The 18517-nt window shown below is 51.7% G+C and carries 15 protein-coding genes and 1 riboswitch; of the genes, 3 read left to right on the top strand and 12 right to left on the bottom strand.

The features are described 5' to 3' along the window. Positions 1-57: 57 nt before the first annotated feature. Positions 58-996, top strand: a complete 939-nt coding sequence (locus BLW29_RS13010; RefSeq protein ID WP_090980076.1) for a helix-turn-helix transcriptional regulator — start codon at positions 58-60, stop codon at positions 994-996. A gap of 68 nt (positions 997-1064) precedes the next feature. Here the strand turns inward: BLW29_RS13010 and BLW29_RS13015 are convergent, their stop codons facing one another. Then, complete coding sequence (locus BLW29_RS13015) at positions 1065-2042, bottom strand: aldo/keto reductase (protein WP_090980078.1); 978 nt, start codon at positions 2040-2042, stop codon at positions 1065-1067. A gap of 132 nt (positions 2043-2174) precedes the next feature. Further along, positions 2175-2319, top strand: a riboswitch (SAM riboswitch). A gap of 150 nt (positions 2320-2469) precedes the next feature. Between BLW29_RS13015 and BLW29_RS13020 the strand changes: the two genes are divergently transcribed. Beyond that, positions 2470-3012 carry a hypothetical protein gene (locus BLW29_RS13020; RefSeq protein ID WP_143044398.1) on the top strand — a complete coding sequence of 181 codons (543 nt, stop codon included), beginning with the start codon at positions 2470-2472 and terminating at the stop codon, positions 3010-3012. A gap of 273 nt (positions 3013-3285) precedes the next feature. On the opposite strand, the gene BLW29_RS13025 is transcribed toward BLW29_RS13020, so the two are convergent. From BLW29_RS13025 to BLW29_RS13060, 8 genes are all read right to left on the bottom strand, one after another. Beyond that, positions 3286-4389 (bottom strand): polysaccharide deacetylase family protein, encoded by a 1104-nt coding sequence (locus BLW29_RS13025; RefSeq protein ID WP_090980082.1) that lies wholly within the window; start codon positions 4387-4389, stop codon positions 3286-3288. Between the two features lie 210 nt (positions 4390-4599). Then, the gene (locus BLW29_RS13030) at positions 4600-5568 is read right to left on the bottom strand and encodes a glycoside hydrolase family protein (RefSeq protein ID WP_090980084.1); all 969 of its coding nucleotides are present in this window, start codon (positions 5566-5568) and stop codon (positions 4600-4602) included. 38 nt (positions 5569-5606) lie between these two features. Then, positions 5607-6485 carry a carbohydrate ABC transporter permease gene (locus BLW29_RS13035; protein WP_090980086.1) on the bottom strand — a complete coding sequence of 293 codons (879 nt, stop codon included), beginning with the start codon at positions 6483-6485 and terminating at the stop codon, positions 5607-5609. 13 nt (positions 6486-6498) lie between these two features. Continuing rightward, complete coding sequence (locus tag BLW29_RS13040) at positions 6499-7428, bottom strand: ABC transporter permease (RefSeq protein ID WP_090980089.1); 930 nt, start codon at positions 7426-7428, stop codon at positions 6499-6501. Between the two features lie 74 nt (positions 7429-7502). Next, positions 7503-9230, bottom strand: a complete 1728-nt coding sequence (locus tag BLW29_RS13045) for a type 2 periplasmic-binding domain-containing protein (RefSeq protein ID WP_090980091.1) — start codon at positions 9228-9230, stop codon at positions 7503-7505. A 142-nt stretch (positions 9231-9372) separates the two neighbouring features. Then, positions 9373-11040, bottom strand: coding sequence for a response regulator (locus BLW29_RS13050; protein WP_090980092.1), 1668 nt, complete (start codon positions 11038-11040; stop codon positions 9373-9375). Next, positions 11041-12843 (bottom strand): sensor histidine kinase, encoded by a 1803-nt coding sequence (locus BLW29_RS13055; protein ID WP_090980095.1) that lies wholly within the window; start codon positions 12841-12843, stop codon positions 11041-11043. It lies immediately after the preceding gene. A gap of 198 nt (positions 12844-13041) precedes the next feature. After that, positions 13042-14556 carry an RICIN domain-containing protein gene (locus BLW29_RS13060; RefSeq protein ID WP_090980098.1) on the bottom strand — a complete coding sequence of 505 codons (1515 nt, stop codon included), beginning with the start codon at positions 14554-14556 and terminating at the stop codon, positions 13042-13044. Positions 14557-14773: 217 nt separating this feature from the next. On the opposite strand from BLW29_RS13060, the gene BLW29_RS13065 reads away from it, so the two are divergent. Beyond that, positions 14774-15556: a phytanoyl-CoA dioxygenase family protein gene (locus BLW29_RS13065; protein WP_090980100.1), complete on the top strand. Its 783-nt coding sequence runs from the start codon at positions 14774-14776 to the stop codon at positions 15554-15556. Between the two features lie 55 nt (positions 15557-15611). Here BLW29_RS13065 and BLW29_RS13070 read toward each other — a convergent pair whose 3' ends face one another. The 3 genes from BLW29_RS13070 to BLW29_RS13080 are packed head-to-tail and all read right to left on the bottom strand — an operon-like array spanning position 15612 to position 18356. Next, positions 15612-16517: an AraC family transcriptional regulator gene (locus tag BLW29_RS13070; RefSeq protein WP_177186607.1), complete on the bottom strand. Its 906-nt coding sequence runs from the start codon at positions 16515-16517 to the stop codon at positions 15612-15614. 11 nt (positions 16518-16528) lie between these two features. Beyond that, the gene (gene rbsK / locus BLW29_RS13075) at positions 16529-17437 is read right to left on the bottom strand and encodes a ribokinase (protein ID WP_256208584.1); all 909 of its coding nucleotides are present in this window, start codon (positions 17435-17437) and stop codon (positions 16529-16531) included. Next, positions 17430-18356, bottom strand: coding sequence for a nucleoside hydrolase (locus BLW29_RS13080; RefSeq protein WP_090980105.1), 927 nt, complete (start codon positions 18354-18356; stop codon positions 17430-17432). Before BLW29_RS13080 ends, rbsK begins: the two co-directional genes overlap by 8 nt. Positions 18357-18517 lie beyond the last annotated feature (161 nt).

An 18517-nucleotide genomic window follows, 5' to 3' on the forward strand; every position in this document is an offset into this window, starting at 1 on the left:
GCGCTTACATGTTACCATTTCAGTATCTGGAAGGCTTTACATAAAGGTGATCGTTTTTTGGACTTTTCCGAACTCGGCGTACAAGGCGGTGCTGAACAATTGGACAACGCTCTATTTCCTCGAATCAGGCAAACCACTTTGCGGGACATCTCTCCTGTTATTCATTGGGCGCGGCAGCATTGCCGTACTCCGGATTTCAGGTGGAGCCGTCGAATCTATGATTTTCAGCTCATTTATGTGAAGCACGGTGAGATTAGGGCTACTATCGAAGGTGATCTGATTGAGGCTCGCGCAGGCAGTCTGCTCATCTTGGCACCTTGGCAGCATCATCGAATTGAAGTGCTGACAGCACCGCATGCGGAGCTGCTTGGCATCCATTTTGACTTTTTCGATGGCGCGACTAACAGTCATACCATTATTGCGGATGAATACAATCCGGACCCGGATGCGTTCAGCGACATGCCTTATTTGGGGGCGGATCGACCGATTATTACAGAATCACTGCTGACGAACGTGTCTCCGAGAATCATCTCCCTGTTTGAAAATGTCATTCAGGAATGGAATGATCGGCAGCAGGATTACGACAGCGTGTGCAAAGGGCTGATGATCCAGCTGATTGGATTGCTGCTCCGGCAGCAGAACGAAGGAAGAGGAACGCCGCATCCGAAATATGAGAAGCGTCTGCTTGAGCTCGTTCAAGAGATTCGCAACGACTGCAGCCGTCGCTGGTCGAGCACGGATATGGCGAAGTTTCTGCTCGTCCATGAAGATTATATGAGCCGACAGTTTAAAGCGATGATGGGTATCGGTCCTAATAAATTCGTGCAGACGGTGCGCCATCAGGAAGCCAAACGGCTTCTGCGGGAAACGGATCAGACGATCGAATGGATTTCAGGGGCGGTCGGCTATGAGGACTTTCACTATTTCAGCCGTATTTTCAGACGCTGGGAAGGGATGTCTGCCATGCAGTTCAGGAAACTGTCGCGGACGATATAGAAGAAGGACAAAGAAGGACAGCCTCTGTATCACCCGATTCGTCGGATGATTGAAGACTGTCCTTTTCCTTAAGGTAATCGGTAGAGCGCAAACGGTTTGCCGTAACGGAATGCGTCACTCCATTCATTCAGCGTATCCGTCGTTTCCGAGCCGAGATTCATTCCCACGCTAGTCAAATTATCTTCAAGCTGCTCTACGCGTGTCGCACCGACAATGACAGTCGAAATTGCTGGCTGCTGCATGAGCCATGCCAGCGACATCGCACTAGCACTATACCCGCTGTCAGCCGCGAGTCTGCTTACCTGCTGCCCCAACGTAATTCTTCGCTCATCCAGAAAACGAACGAAGCTCGGGTCGGTAACCATTCTGGAGCTTGTTGGTGCTTCTTCAACCGTTAAGCCGTATTTGCCGGTCAGAATGCCGCCTGCCAGTGGGAAATACGGAATGATGCCTACCCCTTGATCCAAACATACCGGGACAAGCTCTTGCTCAGGTGTCCGATCTGCAAGCGAATAGCTGGTTTGAGTCGAAACAAACCTCGCAGTTCCTCTGGAATCGCTGATCCCCTGCGCTTTCATCAGTTCCCACGCTGCATAGTTGGAAGCGCCGATATAGCGAACCTTGCCTGAACGAACCATATCTTCGAGCGCGCCTAACGTTTCTTCGAGCGGCGTGTTCGGATCGAAGGTATGAATTTGATACAGGTCAACGTAGTCGGTTCGGAGACGTTTCAAGCTGTTCTCCAGCTCTAGCATCAGGTGGCGGCGAGAGGATCCTCTCGCATTCGGACCTTCGCCTCTCACTAACCCCGCCTTCGTAGCCAGTACGGCTTGGTCCCGTCTCCCCTCTAATGCCAACCCTATGATTCGTTCCGATTCTGTGCCTGCATAAATATTAGCCGTATCGATAAAATTAATGCCTTTATCCATGGCGTGATGGATGATCCGTATGGATGTGTCCTGATTGGCACGTTTCCCGAATGCATTGGTTCCCAAACCTAATACGGACACTTCCAGCCCGCTTCTCCCGAGATAACGATATTTCATAGCTGCTGAGCCCCTTCCTCAATGACGATTCTATTAACTTATTATACCTTAAATGCTGCGGCCGCCAAATGAAGGTTCCCCTTGACATCAAGCCTGTTTATGTAGCATAATGGTAAAAATTTAATATGTTTTTTCTTATCAAGAGTAGGTGGAGGGACAAGCCCGATGATACCCGGCAACCGACAAACCTTTGTAACTGACGATTCGTCATTACTTATGGGATGCACGGTGCTAATTCTTGCGGAACGCTTAATTAAGCGAATCTGGGAGATAAGAGCGAGGATCAATGACATTACATTCCTATGACCTTCTCTGATTCCAGAGGGGGTCATTTTTGTTTTCTATAAACGACAACACTTGTATATACAGCAGAATGCTGCATGCGAAGCTTCGGCTTCGAACGCCAACCAATCTGCGGAGGAGGATCATGATGTTAAACACGATTCCTGACCATACGACTATAGATGAATCGGCCGAGTACCAACGGGATACGCTGCCACAGCTCATTGCTTTGCTCAATTTGAGAAATTCGGTCATTGGCTATTCGCTCGAGTTTATGCAGCAGTGCAGGATTAGCCGCATTGAATGTTTTCAATTCCAAAGCGAGCTTGCAGAGAAGCAGCAGCCCGGCCATGGCCGCGATTATTTCTGCGGTTTAGTTGGGATTACTACGACAACGGGTGCAGTCGGGCTGGCCGAGTTTGCCATCCCACGCAAGAGTCTCAATTGTGACTTAGTCATGTGGGCTTCCCCGCTTCAGCGGATGAAGGCGCAGACGTTGCTCGAGAGCTTCAGTTACGTTCAGAGCAAGATCAATTGTTGGGGACCGGCAAGGTCTGAGCTCGTTGCAACAGCTCTATTGAAACTGAATGGGAATCCTGAACCTGCTGCATTGCAGCAGGAGGATGAACGGCATCTGTGGGATCGCTCGTACCTGCTTCGCAATACGCAGGCGTATGTTTCGTTCTAGACGAGAAATAGCGGCTACCAGCACCCAACACACCAGCACCCGGCATCGGCCCTTGCACCAAACTTACCGAAAGCTCTAACGAACCGTACAGGTCCTATTTAGCCGAAAACACCACGCGGTCTTATCTGGCTGCGAATGGGTCGTTTTGAGCGCTTTTCATTGAAATAAGGCCGCTGTGGTTCGTTAGAATTTCAAAGCCCAGAAATTCGGCCAAATAAGGCCTGTACGATCCGTTAGAATTCTGAGCGGAATGCAGCATTCGGCAAATCCATCTCACCAACCATTGCTCATGCGCCTCTTCTGCTGCCGCAGCTTGAACGCCGATTCCGCCAACAATGCGGCGACGATCATCATCGCGGCCAATGTCCATAATGCCTCGCGTTTGCGCTCCGGCGCGCGATCGAAGTGGGCATGTCCAAGCCGCTGCTTCGCTTGCTTCATCAGCGCCACCTGCAGATCGGGATCGTTCTGCGCGCCTCCTGCGTTAAGACGGAAACCGTTGCTCTGACGGGGTCTGTCGAGACCATCTTTGACAGTCAGCGTCACGTCAATGCCCAGCTGCGCACAAATATCGAGCAATGGCTTGGAGAATGCTCCGTACGGGAAAGCGAGCACATGGTTCGCGGTGCCAAGCTTCTGCTCCAATATGGTATTCGCTTGTTCCAAATCGGCTTTTATCCGCTCCTTATATTCCTCTTTCGTCTCCCTTCTCCCCTTATCTTTCAAATAAATAGGTCCCGTCAACGCAGCAATCCGATGCTTGCCCTTCGCATCCGTGGGCACATAGCGATGAGAATCAAACGAGTGGCTGTAAAATGTAATTCCGGTCCGACTCATCTCCTTTACCTGCTCCCAATTCAGCTTGGGAACCCCGACGTGACGAGGGTTGCCAATCGTGTTGACGATTAGGAAGTTGGTCGCCGGTGCCTCATATTTGCTCAAGATCGGATAGACATCCTGATAGAAAGATTCATAGCCGTCATCGAACGTGAGCAGCACCGCATTATCCGGAACCGGGTCTCCCCGCAAAATAAATCCGCGATACTGATCCATCGTTATCCAGTGAAAATTGTTGGCCTTCATTAAGTCAAGCTGGCGCTCAAACTTGCTGATCGATAGCGCCCCGGCATCGTTGTGTGGATTCTTCATGACTTCGTGATACATGAGTACAATCACGCGATCCTTATAATACTCGCCATGAGGTTCATTCTGCCCCGGCCTTAAATCACTGTTGCCAGCGGCACTCCCCGTTCCATAGAACAATCGTCCGACTAGCGGCATGCGAGCATGATAAGTTTGAATAATCAATACGCAGCAAAGAACGGTAAGTCCCAGCAGCAAGGATGTAAGAACAATATGTCTCGTTTTTAATGACAAAAGGATCAACTCTCCGGAGTTCAATGTAAAGGGATTCTGCCAATCGCACTTTCATGTCTTTAACGAAGCTAATTCGACAAATGTTGCCTAAGCCAAGCGATTAATTAGGCCAGCAATAAACAAAGAAAGGGCGAAATGTCATGATGACATCCGCCCTACTCCATATATCCGTATTCACTTCTTTGTCATATACTCAGCCTATCCGTCCCGCTATTGCCTCAGCAGCCTCGCCCGAAGCTCACAAATTCGGAAAGACCAAATATACGTCTTCGTCGCAGAAGATATGAAGATGCCGAGCTCATCCCGTTCAGGCACCCTGCCGAACGGATCTCTGCACAACGCAGCATTATGATTACCGTAACTACCTGTCAACGACTCGTCGATGATGGCAAGAACCTCCCACGTCCCTTCCCCTTTGCGGAAAGAAGTCCCTGAAATCGCCGCAACGACGATTTCTTGGCAGCAGCGTACGACACCGTCCCAACCCTTCTCCGCGACAAGCAGCATCGTATCGTTGACCGAATCGTAGGCGACATGAGACATACATAACGGCACGTCCGGTAATCCAGCTTTGGATAAGCGAACCGGAGTCCCGACCACATAAGCATCCATATCCGAGAAGTCGCATGAAGCGAGCTTATAATTGTCTCCCGTCTCGTCCGCGTCGCGATAGATGAGATCGAACTTGCCTTTGCCGTCAATCGTAACCTGGGTGCATTGACCGGTACCCCAATATTCCAATGCGCCCGATACGACGGGATTGTCATCGCATTTGATCCAAGGACCTTCAATGGAGTCAGCGAACGCGACCCCTATTTGATTATGGTTGCAATCGAGCCGGTCGCAGCCGAGATAGAAGAGCGCCCACGAATACGTGTGTCCCTTGTATCGGAACTCCCCTTGCAGCAGATCAGGGTCACACACATGAATGGAATCCCATCCCGTCTCGCCCGGCGAAAGCGCAATCCCCTCTTCGCCCCAGCGCCACTGCCCATCGGACTCCTTCACTCCCTTGCGCCAACCGATGTAATCCACAATGATGCCGGACTCCATATTGGTGCAATAGAAGGCATAACGCGTACTGTCGTCCGTCTGTACGACACATGGCGCATAATTGTAAATTTCAGACTTCGACGGCGCAAAACATTCCGCAAGCGTACTCGTCCATTCCAACTCCATCCCTTAACACTCCTTTCACGCTATGGATGCGAATTGCATTAGCCTTTCAACGAACCTACCATAATGCCCGTTACAAAATAGCGTTGCAGAAACGGAAACAATACGAGAATTGGCACGGTGCTGATCATAATCGCTGCCATGCGGACCGTCTGCGCGCTGAATTGCTTCTTCATCTGCGGTGGGATGAAAGGCGAGCTTGCCGTCAGCACATCCGCTTCCTTAATCAGCTTCATCAGATACAGCTGCAGCGGCATCAGCTTCTCGCTGTTCGTGAAGAGCATCGCATCGAAGAACGAGTTCCAATGTCCGACACCGTTCCAGAGCGCAACCGTCGCAAGCACGGGGGCCGACAGCGGAATGAACAGCATGCCGAATATTTTGAACTCGGAAGCACCGTCTACCGTCGCCGACTCATGAATTTCCTCCGGCAGTTCCCGGAAGAAACCTTGCAGGATGATCATGTTGAACACCGAAAATATCGATGGAATAATGTACACCCAGAACGAGTCCAGCAAGTGCAGGTACTTGAGCAGCACGAAGTAAGGAATTAAGCCGCCTCCGATAAATAACGTCGCAAGGTGAATCCAATAATAGCCATTGCGGCCGATCAAATAGCGGCGCGACATGGCATATGACACCATCGCCGTGAAGAATAAGCTCGTTGCCGTTCCGGTACCGGAACGCATCACCGAGATGAACAAACTCGATACGAGCCGGTCATCCTTGAATACGATGCGGTAGCTGGCCGTACTGAACTCCCGCGGGAAGAAGTATACCCCTCCGCGCATATAGTCGTTCCCGTCGTTGAACGAACCGGCGAGCACATAGATGAGCGGATATAACGTCATGAGGCAAAAAACCGCCAGCAGCGTATAGTTGATGACCGTAAACAGGTCCCAGCGTTTCGTACCTACCATGAGAATCTCTCCTTTAGAAAAGGCCTCGGCCCGCAATTCGCTTGCTGGCGTAATGACCGGTCACAAGCAGCAGCAGCGCGACGACCGACTTGAACAATCCTACCGCGGTCGTATAGGAATAACGCATTTCCTTGATGCCGACCCGGTACACGAATGTATCGATTACTTCGCTGCGATCAATATTGAGCGGCGATTGAAAAATCCAAATTTGGTCAAAAGAAGAATTAAGCAGATTGCCGATCGACAGCAAGAAGAAGATCAGAATCGTCCCGGATATGCTCGGAATCGTAATATGCCAGATTTTGCGAAAGCGGCCGGCACCATCGATAGTCGCTGCTTCGAACAGCGTGGAATCAATGGATGTAATCGCGGCCAAATAGATGATGGAGCCCCAGCCGAGTCCCTTCAGCAGCGATGTGCCGATAATCAAGCCCCAGAAGTGGTTCGCATCGCCGAGAAAGTCAAAAGGATGACTCAAGATGCCCAGCTTCAGCAAGAAAATGTTCACTACGCCGTCTTGCATGGACAACAGCGTCGTCAGAATGCCGCCGAAGACGATCCAAGACAGGAAATGAGGCAGATAGGAAAGCGACTGCACGAATCGTTTGAATCGGGCATGCAGCACCTCATTGATCATGATGGCAAAGATAATCGGTGCAGGGAAATTAATGATCAGCTGCAGCAGATTCAGAAGGACCGTATTCTTCAAAATATCGCTGAATTGATCGTCGTTAAAAAACTCCTTGAAGAACGAGAACCCTGCCCATGGGGCATGAAACATATCATGGATCAGGTTGAAGGAGTGATCCATGTCCTTGAACGCCATAATGACGCCGGTCATGGGCAAATAGGCAAATAAGAGGATAAATAACAAGCCGAGCCCGGACATAAGCTGAATTTGCCATTGAGCGGCAAGCCGCATGAAGATGCTAGATTTGTGCATGCTGCACACTCCTTCCCAATAAACGAGGCATGCCGCCACCTGTCAGCAGCATGCCCCGCCCAAGTTATCCGTTATTACTTGATGTTGCCCGGCCAGCCGAACTCCACGCCGAGACGTTTCTTCGTTGCTTGGTACATCTCTTGGTTGAAGGCATCCAGCTTATCCCAGCCGGCTTTCTTCATTTGCGCGACCGCATCGTCATACGTCTGCTTCGCCTTCTCCTCGGAACCTGCAAGAATCATCTTCGGAAGCAGTCGGCCCCACAGCAAATTAAGTTTTGTGCGCAACTCCGTCATATCGTTATATTGCGGATTCTCCGGATCGAACTTCGGCGTTGCGGCATTGAAGTCATAGCTGAATTCCACGAGAGGTTTCTTCATGTCAGCCAGATAAACATCTACAGGCTCCGTCGGTTTCGCATACAGGTCTTTAATGGTCAGCCAATCCTGTTGGAGGTTAAAGCCGATTCCGTATTTCTTCGCAGATTCGCCGTTTGCTTCGCCAGCTTTGTATTCCGGCGTCATCGTATATGTGCCGTCCGCATTTTTCGTATACGTCTCGCCTTCCCAGCCGAATGCAACCAGGTCCTGGCCTTCCTTGCTGTTCAGATACGCAATCAGCTTCGTGATGCGATCTGCTGCTTTGCTGTTCTTATTAACGGAAGTAAGCAGCCAGCCGTAGCCGCGAAGGTCTTGCAAATAAGGAGCATCGCCATTGTAGTTACGCAGCGCAAAGGCTTGGAATTGCGCGTTATTGTCCACATTAAACAAGGTTTTGAATTGCTCATTGAAATCCTGGCTTGCAGTCAGCAGCGAGAAAACGCGTCCGCTTGCCACCTTCTCATTGATTTGGTCGCGTTTGTCTGTGAAGTTGTCCTGCGAGACGAGTCCTTTACGATAAGCCTCGTTCAGGAATTTCACGCCTTCCCAGTACTTCTCCTGAAAGCGAACATCGAGGTATTTGCCATCCGGCGATTCGAACGGTGTCGCGAAATACTGCTGTAGCCAGTTCATCGAGCCGTTCCCTTGGTCGCTGAACTCATACAGCTGAAGCGGAACGAGCGGCTTGCCGTCATACGACTTAATCTCGTTCTTCACGCGCTCCAGCACGGCCATGAATTTATCCGCGGTCGAGATATCCGGGTTGCCCAGCTTCTCCATAATGTCCTTGCGGAGCGTAAAGCCGCTGTTCGGCTCCAGTCTCTCGCCGGGCTTCAGTTCATTCTTGGAGTATGCGTAGTTCGGCAAGCCGTAGAAGTGACCGTCCGACTGGCGGTACCAGTCTGCAACGTCCTGGTATGGCTTGAACTCAGGGGCATACTTCGCGATCAACTCGTCCATTGGGGCAAGGTTTCCGCTCTTATACAGCTTGTAGCCCGGATCGTCCTTCCAGCCCTCGTACGTAATGATATCCGGCAGGCTGCTCGAAGCGAGCATAGCCGCAAGCTTCTGTCCGTCATCGGTAGCCGGCGTGATGAAATTCAAATTCAGACCGAACTTGTCTCTAACGAATGTAGAAAACTTATCCTTGCCCAGGTCGCCGTTGTATTTCCACCATGAGAGGTCTACATACCAGTCAACCTTGATCGGATCCAGCTTCTCATCCGAAGGGGAAGCCGTATTGTCTGCAGCTGTCCCGCTGTTATCGGCTGCTGCCGCATTATCGCCGGTGTTCGTACCTTCCACCGCGTTCTTCGTATCGTTCGCCCCGTTATTGTTGTTCCCCGAGCTGCATGCACCTAGAAAACTGCTCATGGCCAGCGTCATGCCGAGCAGCACGACAAGCGATTTTCTCTTCGTCATCTTCTGGACCTCCCGTATTCATCATCTCATCTGAATGGCCTTTATCATGATTCTCTTGATCAACCTAGGAGAGCCGGCCTCTCGGTAGCTTTAGTATAGAAGGTATAAATCGCTTTCATCTACTGCGTTCTGTTTACGCCGTTTACTGGCCTTTGTTGACTAACTGCTCGCGATACTCTTGCGGGGTCAGCTTAGTTGCACGCTTGAAGAACCGATAGAAGTAATGCTCGGACAGAAAACCGACGCCTTTGGATACTTCGCTGATTCTGTACTGAGGCTGTGCCAGCAGCTCCTTAGCCAGCCGCAGTCTCGCCTCCATGATATATTCGGACAGGCCTTGGCCTGCTTTATGCTTATACAGCCGGGAGAGGTAAGATGGATTATGACCAATCGCCTGTGCGATCGCATTCAAGGTCAGATCACCGCCCAGACGGCTTTGAATGAAGGCATTGACCTTATGGATGATCTCATCCCCTTCGGTCTCCGCATCCATCTTCTTATGCTCGAACAGGGCATCGGCCCTCTTCCTAATTTCCGCTTCGGCTTCGTGCCAGTTTAGCAGCAGCTCGGGATTGTACGATGATTGTACGACCGCTGAATCCGGCTGAGGCAGGTTCTTCACGAAGGGATCGAAAATCGCAAGCACCGTCGTACTAATTTGCGTTGCCAGCAGCCAGTTGCCAAGCCGAGAAGCCTGACTTCCGGTGTCGAGCAGGTTGCGGAGAATTTGATGGAATGCGGAATGCTGCCCATGCTCCAGGTTGTAGCTTAACAGCTCGTATTGGGTGATGAGCTGCTTCGTATCGACCGCGACCTCTTCTTGTATCTCCTGCTCGTCCATGCGTTCCCCTTCGACGACAAGCAGCTGCTTCTTGGTGCCGGATTGAAAATATTTACCCAATTGCGCATATTCGCGGCCGATTTTGTCCCATGGGACGCATTCCCTGCTAATGGCTACCGAAATCGGGAGATGCAGCAGATCGAGACAGGTCGATTGAATGCTCTCGAACGTCCCGTAGATGAAGTGCCGGGTCATTCGCCACAGATGTTCCCGCAAGACAGGAGTAGGCGCGTTGTCTTCCGAGACAGGTTGAATGAACCAAACGACGCGCGACCGATCGTGAACGAACGATACATGGACAGCGGAGAGCGACAGATATTCCTTGGCGATGTTTTGCAATCCATACAGCAGCAGCGATTGATCGTAATAGCCATATTGCTCGTTCCATTCGTCGATACGGCCCGCCACGACAAAGACGGGTTTGTTCGGCGACAGCGGAATGTCCAGCTCGGCGAACTGCTTCTCCATCTGCCGGAACGCGTAAGGATCTCCATTGAGCAAAATGCTGAAGTACTCCCGCTGCAGCGGGGTGATCGCTTTCTGCAGCTGCTGCTTCGCCTGCTGCACGATCTGCTGGAGCTCGGAATCGTCGCGCAGCAAATCAATAGCCCGCTTAACCGCTTCGATAATGACTTCGTCGCCCTCGGTCTTCAGGATGTAGTTGACCGATCCGTATCGCATGGCCTCCTGGGCATAGTTGAAATCGTCATACCCGGACAGAAAAATCGTCTTGCAGCGGGACCAGCGGCCTTGAATGATGCGCTGCAGCTCCAAACCGCTCATGCCCGGCATCCGGATATCGCTGATGACGATATCGATTTTGGTTCGCATCATCGTTTCAAGGGCGTCCTTGGAGGAATAGGCGCCGATGACCTCCAGCTCCATATCCGGATCATTCAGTCGGCTGAACAAATCAACCAGTCCATTCACGACATATTCCTCATTATCCACGATCATCAGACGGTACATTTAAACATCCCCCTTATTCGCAATGCCGTTGTCCGTTGCCGCCGGAATTTGAATACGTACAGCCAAACCGCCAAGCGCGCTTCGCGATAACGATAATCCCGCGCTGGAGCCCAGGCTCAATTGAAGTCTGTGGTGGACGTTGAGCATGCCTGTCGTTTCAACCGCGGCGTCCTTGATCTTCATTCTGGAGGAGATATCCTTGAGCAAGTCGTCCGATAGATTCTCCCCGTTATCTTCTACTTGGATGGTGAGCAGCCCGGCACTCAAGGCGCAGCTGATGCGCAACTGCCCTTGGTCGGGATGATCCTCCAGTCCGTATTCGAACGCGTTCTCCACGATCGGCTGAAGAATCAGCCTTGGTACACGGATCGTCTTGGCCTCTGTCGGCAGTTCATCCAGTTCGATCTGCAGCTTGCTGCCGAAGCGAATCGATTGAATCGCAGCATAAGAACGGACATGGTCCATCTCTTGCTGCAGCTCCACTTCGTCGCTTGAGCTTCGCGTAATATATCGGAAGTACGTACCGAGATTACGGGTAAGTGCTTTGGCGTTGTCTACGTCCTCGAATTGCAAGATGCGGTTGAGCAGAAAGAAGATATTATATAAGAAATGCGGATTGATCTGCGACTGCAGCTGTTTGAGCTCCGCCCGCTTCAAGCTGAGCTCCTGCTCGTACACATCCTGAATCAGCTGCTTGAGCCTAGAGGACATATAGTTAAACTGCTGATACAAGTCCGAGAATTGGTCCTTATACCGATATTGCAAGGCCAAGGACTGCTGAAACTCGCCTTTCTCCAGCTGCCGGAAAGCCATTGTCAGACGTTGAATAGGTCGATGAATTAACCTGTAAATCCACAAGGAGAAGACGAGAATAACGAGAATCGACGTCGCCGCAAGAATCCAGAGCAGCTGCTTGTACCAGTCCAGCGGACCGAGCACGGTCTTCTCGGGCACGTACATGAGCAAGGTGACATGAAGAAGCTCAGACGTCTCCCTTGCAAAATAATACATCGTGCCATCCAGCTCGAATCGTCCGATTCCGTCTTTTGTGGCGGCCTGCAGGACATTAGTCGGTACCTTAAGTGAGCTTGCCTCCGTCTCATCGGATTCTTGTTTCTGCTTCGGCGGTACGCCAAGCGTCCATTTGCCGCCTTGATCGAAGAGCACGGCTTGGCCGTCCCGGAACTCGGAAAACTGGAGCAAGGAACTCTCGATATCCGCCGTGGATAGCACGACTTCCAACCATGCCTCAGGGGTCTGCATGGACATGGCATCGTTCGGATAACTGTCGCCCAGAATTAATTTATCGTTCACGGGCATTAGAATTTGACGGGTTCTGCGCATTTCCGTCAGGGCATTAATTTCATCGGCAGGAAAATTATGATCGATGCGTTCATCCTGAATATCGCGCCCGAGCTCAGGCACCATCAGCTTCAGCCCTTCGACGAACAAGCTGGAATCGCGAAATTGCCGCAGCTTTTCTTGAATGGAAAGCATCGCTATCCGCTGCTCATCGAATGGCATGATCTCATGGAACATGATGAGATTCTGTACGTCTTCATCAACCATATATCGTTCCTTCATCCGGATAATTCGGGTCATCTCGGTTTCAAACGTACTTAAATACGAGTGCACCTTGGAACGAAGCGATACGGAAATATCTTTACGAATCGTGGCTTCGCTGGAAAGCGTCACCAAGAAGCTGATCGTTAGAATCGGGATCAGCGTCAGTAGAAACGCAGCTACAAGCTTCTCATAGATACGAAATCGAATACGGGAACGTAAGGTCTGAAGCGCTTTCACAAGTATGCCTCCCTAGATACGACAGCGGCAGGCAAGTTCCACTCGTTTTCACGAGGGATGCCCGGATACTTCATTGTATCTGATGCTAAAGGAAGGTCGCCACTGCATTTTATTGACTGCCTTTTATTGACTGCTTGCCAACATTAATAAAGCCGGGGCCCTGTCGGGCCGCCGGCTTGTCAGTGAGCATATTGGCAGTTAATTCAGCTTCACGAGCTGCCACTGCTGGTCTAGACCGTTTACATAATCCCAGGCATACGTCGGATCTCCATTAACATCGTTATAAGCGTCAAGCGCTTTGCCCGTCTTCCTGTTAATAACCTTGAAGTAGCCATCGCTTGTCGGGAGAATCTGCCACTGTTGATCATTTCCACTGACATAATCCCAGGCGTAAACGGAGCTTCCATTCGCCGCGTCATAGTTATCGAGCGCCTTGTTGGTCGAAGAATTAATGATTTTATAATATCCGCCGCCTACATCAGTAATGATCCACTTCTGGTTCACGACATTCGTCCAATCCCAGGTGTAGCATTGCGTGCCGTTGGTTGAAGTGTAGCAGTCTAGCACATTATTCGTCTTTCTGTTGTAAAGCGCGTACGTCTTGCCTGACTCTATGCTGCTTCCGCCACCGCCTGCGCCATCGGTAAGGGAACCCGTGATTGACCATAGATCGTAGCTCCATAGTGAATTGCCGCAATTCGCGCAGGCATCCGTGAATACCGCTTTGAACGAAGCCGAGGATGGGAGTCCTCCCCATGCATCACGTGCGATTCCTCCGTTATGGTTGCGGGCGAAGCCGGTCAGTGACGGAGAAATCACGGCCTCGCGCTGCCAGGCACCGCCGCCGCTCCAGATGTTCGCAGCCGGAATACTGGCGACCTCAAGGCTGTCTCCGATAAAGTTCGGATCGCTTGCAGGGTACGGATGCATTTCGCGAATAATGAAGAACCGATCGCGCGTGCCGTCGTAGGCGACGTCAAAGTTATTCAGGTAGTCGGCGGATCCGTCCGTCCCATTCAGCCCGGAGGTCGTCAACTTGACCGGTGCCCCTATCGATGGGCTCGACATGTTGTTCAGGTTAATGTCGCGGCGCCATGCGCCCCAGTCGTTGCTCGCTTGCGGCTCCTCCCCGGTGTAGAACAGGAGCACTCTTCCGTTACCGTCAACGCTTGTGGCCGCCGGTTGCCCGAGCCCCCAAGTCCCATCTGCCGGATGCTGAACAATTGCGTTCGGATACTTCACCCAAGCATTCGCCGACAGATCGTTGGAGAACGCAACGCCGATCTGATTATTGCAGCTGCAATCATCATTATTGCCGAGGTAGAACATCGCATAATTGTACAGCGTGCCGTTATAGTTGAATTTGCCGGCCACTACCGAAGGATCACATAGGTGGAAATCATCCCATGCTCCATTCGGGCCCGAAGCGAGCACTTCCTTGGATTCTACTACCGTGCCACTCACTCGCTTCGTGTAGTAAATACTATCATGGGTTTCGCCGCTGTTCTTGTTATGGCAGGTGTAGATATGCTCCGTATTGCCGTCCACAACAACCGATGGTGCGTACGTGTAAATATTTCCGCTCGGATCGTCCACGCTCTGCAGCGTAGCGGCATTCCATGAGACGGCTGCCGTGGAAACGCTTGCAAACACACCTAGAACCAGACCATACAGTGCAATTACGGTAAGGATAACGCGATACTTCCCCTTCATCGTTATAAACTCCCCCTCAACATTTTTAGATGCTTGCAGCTCTATCTTAATCTACCAAATCGCGAACAAGCTACTTTGATTCCTTTACTCCCGGCCCTGTCTTCTATTGACCTTAATTACGTCCAATGAATTTCGGAATAACTGCCAAGACCGCTATGCTTGACCATTGGTATAACGATAGTAGGCAGTGAAATTCCTAGCAGAGGAGAATAGAATCATGTACGACACAACAGCGCTTCAACAGGAGAAAATAGCATTTTATCGGCAGAACGGTTTTGTTCAATTGGACGGCGTCATTAGCGAAGAAGAGCTTCGCGAACTTCGCTTATGCGCGGATGAAGCGATGCATGTCGAGGTGTCCCAATCTACTCAGCCGGACAAAACCAACCGCGGCTATTATCGCGTACTCAACCAGCGGTTCAACACATGGCGCGACCACGGCGGCATGTCCCGATTCTCGCTTAGCCGCCGGCTCGGTGACATGGCCAGACAATTGACGGGGGCAGACGGCATCAGGGTATTTCACGACCATCTGCTGTATAAGATGCCCGGCGACTCCAAGCCGACGCCTTGGCACCAGGATCTTCCGTACTGGCCGATGAAAGAACGCGGCGCCTTGTCCATCTGGCTCCCGCTCGACGATGTCGATGAGCGAAACGGCTGCATGATGTTCGTTCCCGGCTCCCATCAGGTAGGCAAGTTAAACGCGGTCGACCTCGTCAACCCGCAGGATCTATACGCCTTCGAGGAAAGCGAATCCGTGCGCAATACAAGGCCGGTCGTCGTTCCGATGAAGGCCGGGAGCTGCACCTTCCACGACGGGCTGACATTTCACTACGCCCATGCGAACCTTACCGACAAGCCGCGGCGCGTGCTCGCGATCATCTTTATGCCGGATGGCACCATTTACACCGGCCAGCCGCACATCCTATGCGATCTGGATCCAAGCCTGGTTGCAGGCGCTCCGATAGCCGGCCCTCTCTATCCGAAGCTGGTTTAAGCGCCTGACCGCTCTTCGACGAAGCAAAGCCCGCTCCATCCGATCGCGCGTCTGACTAACGCGCAGCGGTAGGGCAGGCTTCTTGATGATTACGGTATTGAAGAGGCGTGCAGCCTGCTTGACGGCGGAAGATCCGGTAGAAATGGCTGAGGTCGTCGTAGCCGGTTTCCCCTGCTACCTGAACGATGCTTCGGTCCGTGCCACGCAGCAGGCGGCAAGCTTCGGCTATTTGGAGCTCGCGCTTGAATTGCAGAAAGCTCTTGCCCGTACGCTGCTTGAACTTCTGCGCAAACGCGGAAGGACTCATCGCGCACATTCGGCTGAACTGGTTCAAGGATATCGGTTGGTTGTAGATTTCTCGAAGCAATGCCGTAACCCAAGACAACCATTCCGTTTCCTCGACCTGCTTCCTTGCCGGCTCCTTCTTATGCTCCAGCATGTAGCGGCTTAGGCAGACGAAGAATTCAATGAGCTGGGAACGCACCATCAGTTCATATCCCGGCACTTTCCGCTCATCTTCGCAGCTGATCGTTTGCAGCTTTCCTTCCAGCGTCGCGCGAGCTCGGCCGTTCACGTTCAAATACGGACTCCTGTGCGGAGAACGGTGTAGAAATGGCGCAAGGTAGAAGAAATCGACGAATCCATCGATTTCGCTCAACCTGCTGAGTTCCCGATCGAGCAGCGACAGCTGGAACATGACGTTGTAGACGACAGTCACCTCGTCCTCGCGTCCACGATACCTGTGCGCTGTCTGAGGATCGACAATGAACACATCGCCTTCTTGAAGCTCTCGCGTTTCGCCCCTGCACTCATGCCACGCATGGCCTTCCACGACGAAGACGAGTTCATAGAAGCTATGCGAATGCATCGGGATGACTTCGCCTTTACGAATGGTATATTTGTCAATGAAGAACGGATACGACGGTTTCGGGAAGAAATCTCGGTCCTCGTAGATTTTCATTGTACCCTCCTCTACCCTGCGTCTACCTCTTCCCATGTAGGCATGCCTGCTTGTGCCCCAAACTTCGTGACCGACAGCGAAGCGGCTTTGATGCCGAATGCAACAGCCTCCTCCAAGTCCAGCCCGCTTGCGATCGCCACGCTGAACGCGCCATTGAAGCAGTCTCCTGCACCTGTTGTATCTACAACTTCAACCTGAGGAGCTTTTATCGTATGCAGTCTTTCGTCCTTCAGAAAAGAAACGCCGTTCCCGCCCCTCGTCACAATTAAGGTCGGTCCCTCCTTCCCCCATTGACGCATTCCCTCTTCGAGCTCCTCTTCGGTGCCGTATACAGCACCGGTAAGACTCTCGAATTCCGATTCATTCGGCGTAATATAGTCGGCCAATTGAAGCATGTCATCCGGCAGCTCCACGTAAGGAGCCGGATTCAGGACAGTAAGGACACCGGAATCTCGAGCAATTTGCATGGCCGTTCTAACCGATTCCAATGGAATTTCCAGTTGTACCAGAAGCACCTGTGCCTGCCGAATGATATCCGCATGCCGCTCGGTCCAAGCCGGCGTACAGATGCCGTTCGCTCCTTCAACGATAACGATACTATTGTCATTAGCTGCATGCATAATTGTGGCGATACCGGTAGGCGCATCCTGAATCGTTGCAATTGCGTCAGTGCGAACGTTATTTGTGCTCATTTGTTGCTTCATCATCGAACCGAACGCATCGTCTCCTACTGCTCCGATTAGGGCAGCATCCGCGCCAAGCCTCGCGCAGGCAAGCGCTTGATTAGCCCCTTTCCCGCCAGGGACGGTGTGAAACTGCTCGCCTTTCACGGTCTCCCCTTGCTTCGGCATTCGCTCCATCGAGACGACTAGGTCCATATTCAAGCTTCCTGCAATTGCGATTGCCGGTCTATTATGCATGGCTAAGTCCAACTTCCTCTGTTTCATGGGTCATGAGTTGATCCAATACTTCCGCCACCAGAGACGGACTCGTTACCGCCTTTAAGTACGCATGTTTCCCATTTGGATTCGGCGTCCAGCCGTTCTCTCCGGTTTGCGCGTCGACTGTTGCAGTGCCGGTTTCAAGCTCCCAGAACGGATGATGCCCTCTCGCGACATAAAGGACGGCAGTCAAATCCCAGCTATGCCTTGTCTCGCCTACGCCCACATACCACTCGTAAGCTTTACGCAGCGGATGCGTATCCGGTAAAGCCTTGTGCAAACTTCCGCCGGTATGAATCGGAGCACCGATCTCAAATCCGGAAAATACGATCGGAGTCGGCCAATTCGCGACAACATGAGCAGCGGAAGCCGGATGCATTTCGAAGTTCCACTCCTTCCCTGCCGGAAAATAACCTCCCATCGCAACCAACCTGCTTACTTTCGCGGATACCAGCTGCAATCCATTAAGCGGAGAATACTGATCTCCTTCTGATTCAAGCAGCCTCATGAGATTGATCAATGGACCAATCGCAACGATTGCCGTCTCGCCATCCTCACCTTCGGCAAGCACTTTCCTCATGATCTCCACCGCATCAGGCGCAGACTCCGTCTGATAGCGATTCGGGTAACCAAGCGTAATCCCTTTGTTGTACTTCGCATGTACGTGATCATCGTCGAGAAACCACGGTAATGTCAGTGTGCCGATTGGAATGTCGCCTCTTCCGTAGAACCGGTTCAAGGCGTCGAGGCATCCCGCTCCCCACTTACTGGATGTGCAATGCGTCATACCGGCAATCCGCACTTCATCTAAATTTTCAAGAGCATGCAAAACCGCTACCGCGCCAACGTCATCGCAATCCGGTCCAATATCCGTATCCAGCACTATTCGAATGGTCATCCTTGATTATCCTCCCATATCCATTGACGGTTAAGCTCGACAGTACAGCACCGCCGAGTCAGGTTCATTATAAAATCGTTTCATCTGCCCCGACTACTGTAATCCGTTGACTGACTTTTCCGCACTTCCTATTTACAGTTCGCAGAAAAAAACAAAATAGC

The organism is Paenibacillus sp. CF384, from assembly GCF_900106745.1.
Taxonomy (GTDB): domain Bacteria; phylum Bacillota; class Bacilli; order Paenibacillales; family Paenibacillaceae; genus Paenibacillus_Z.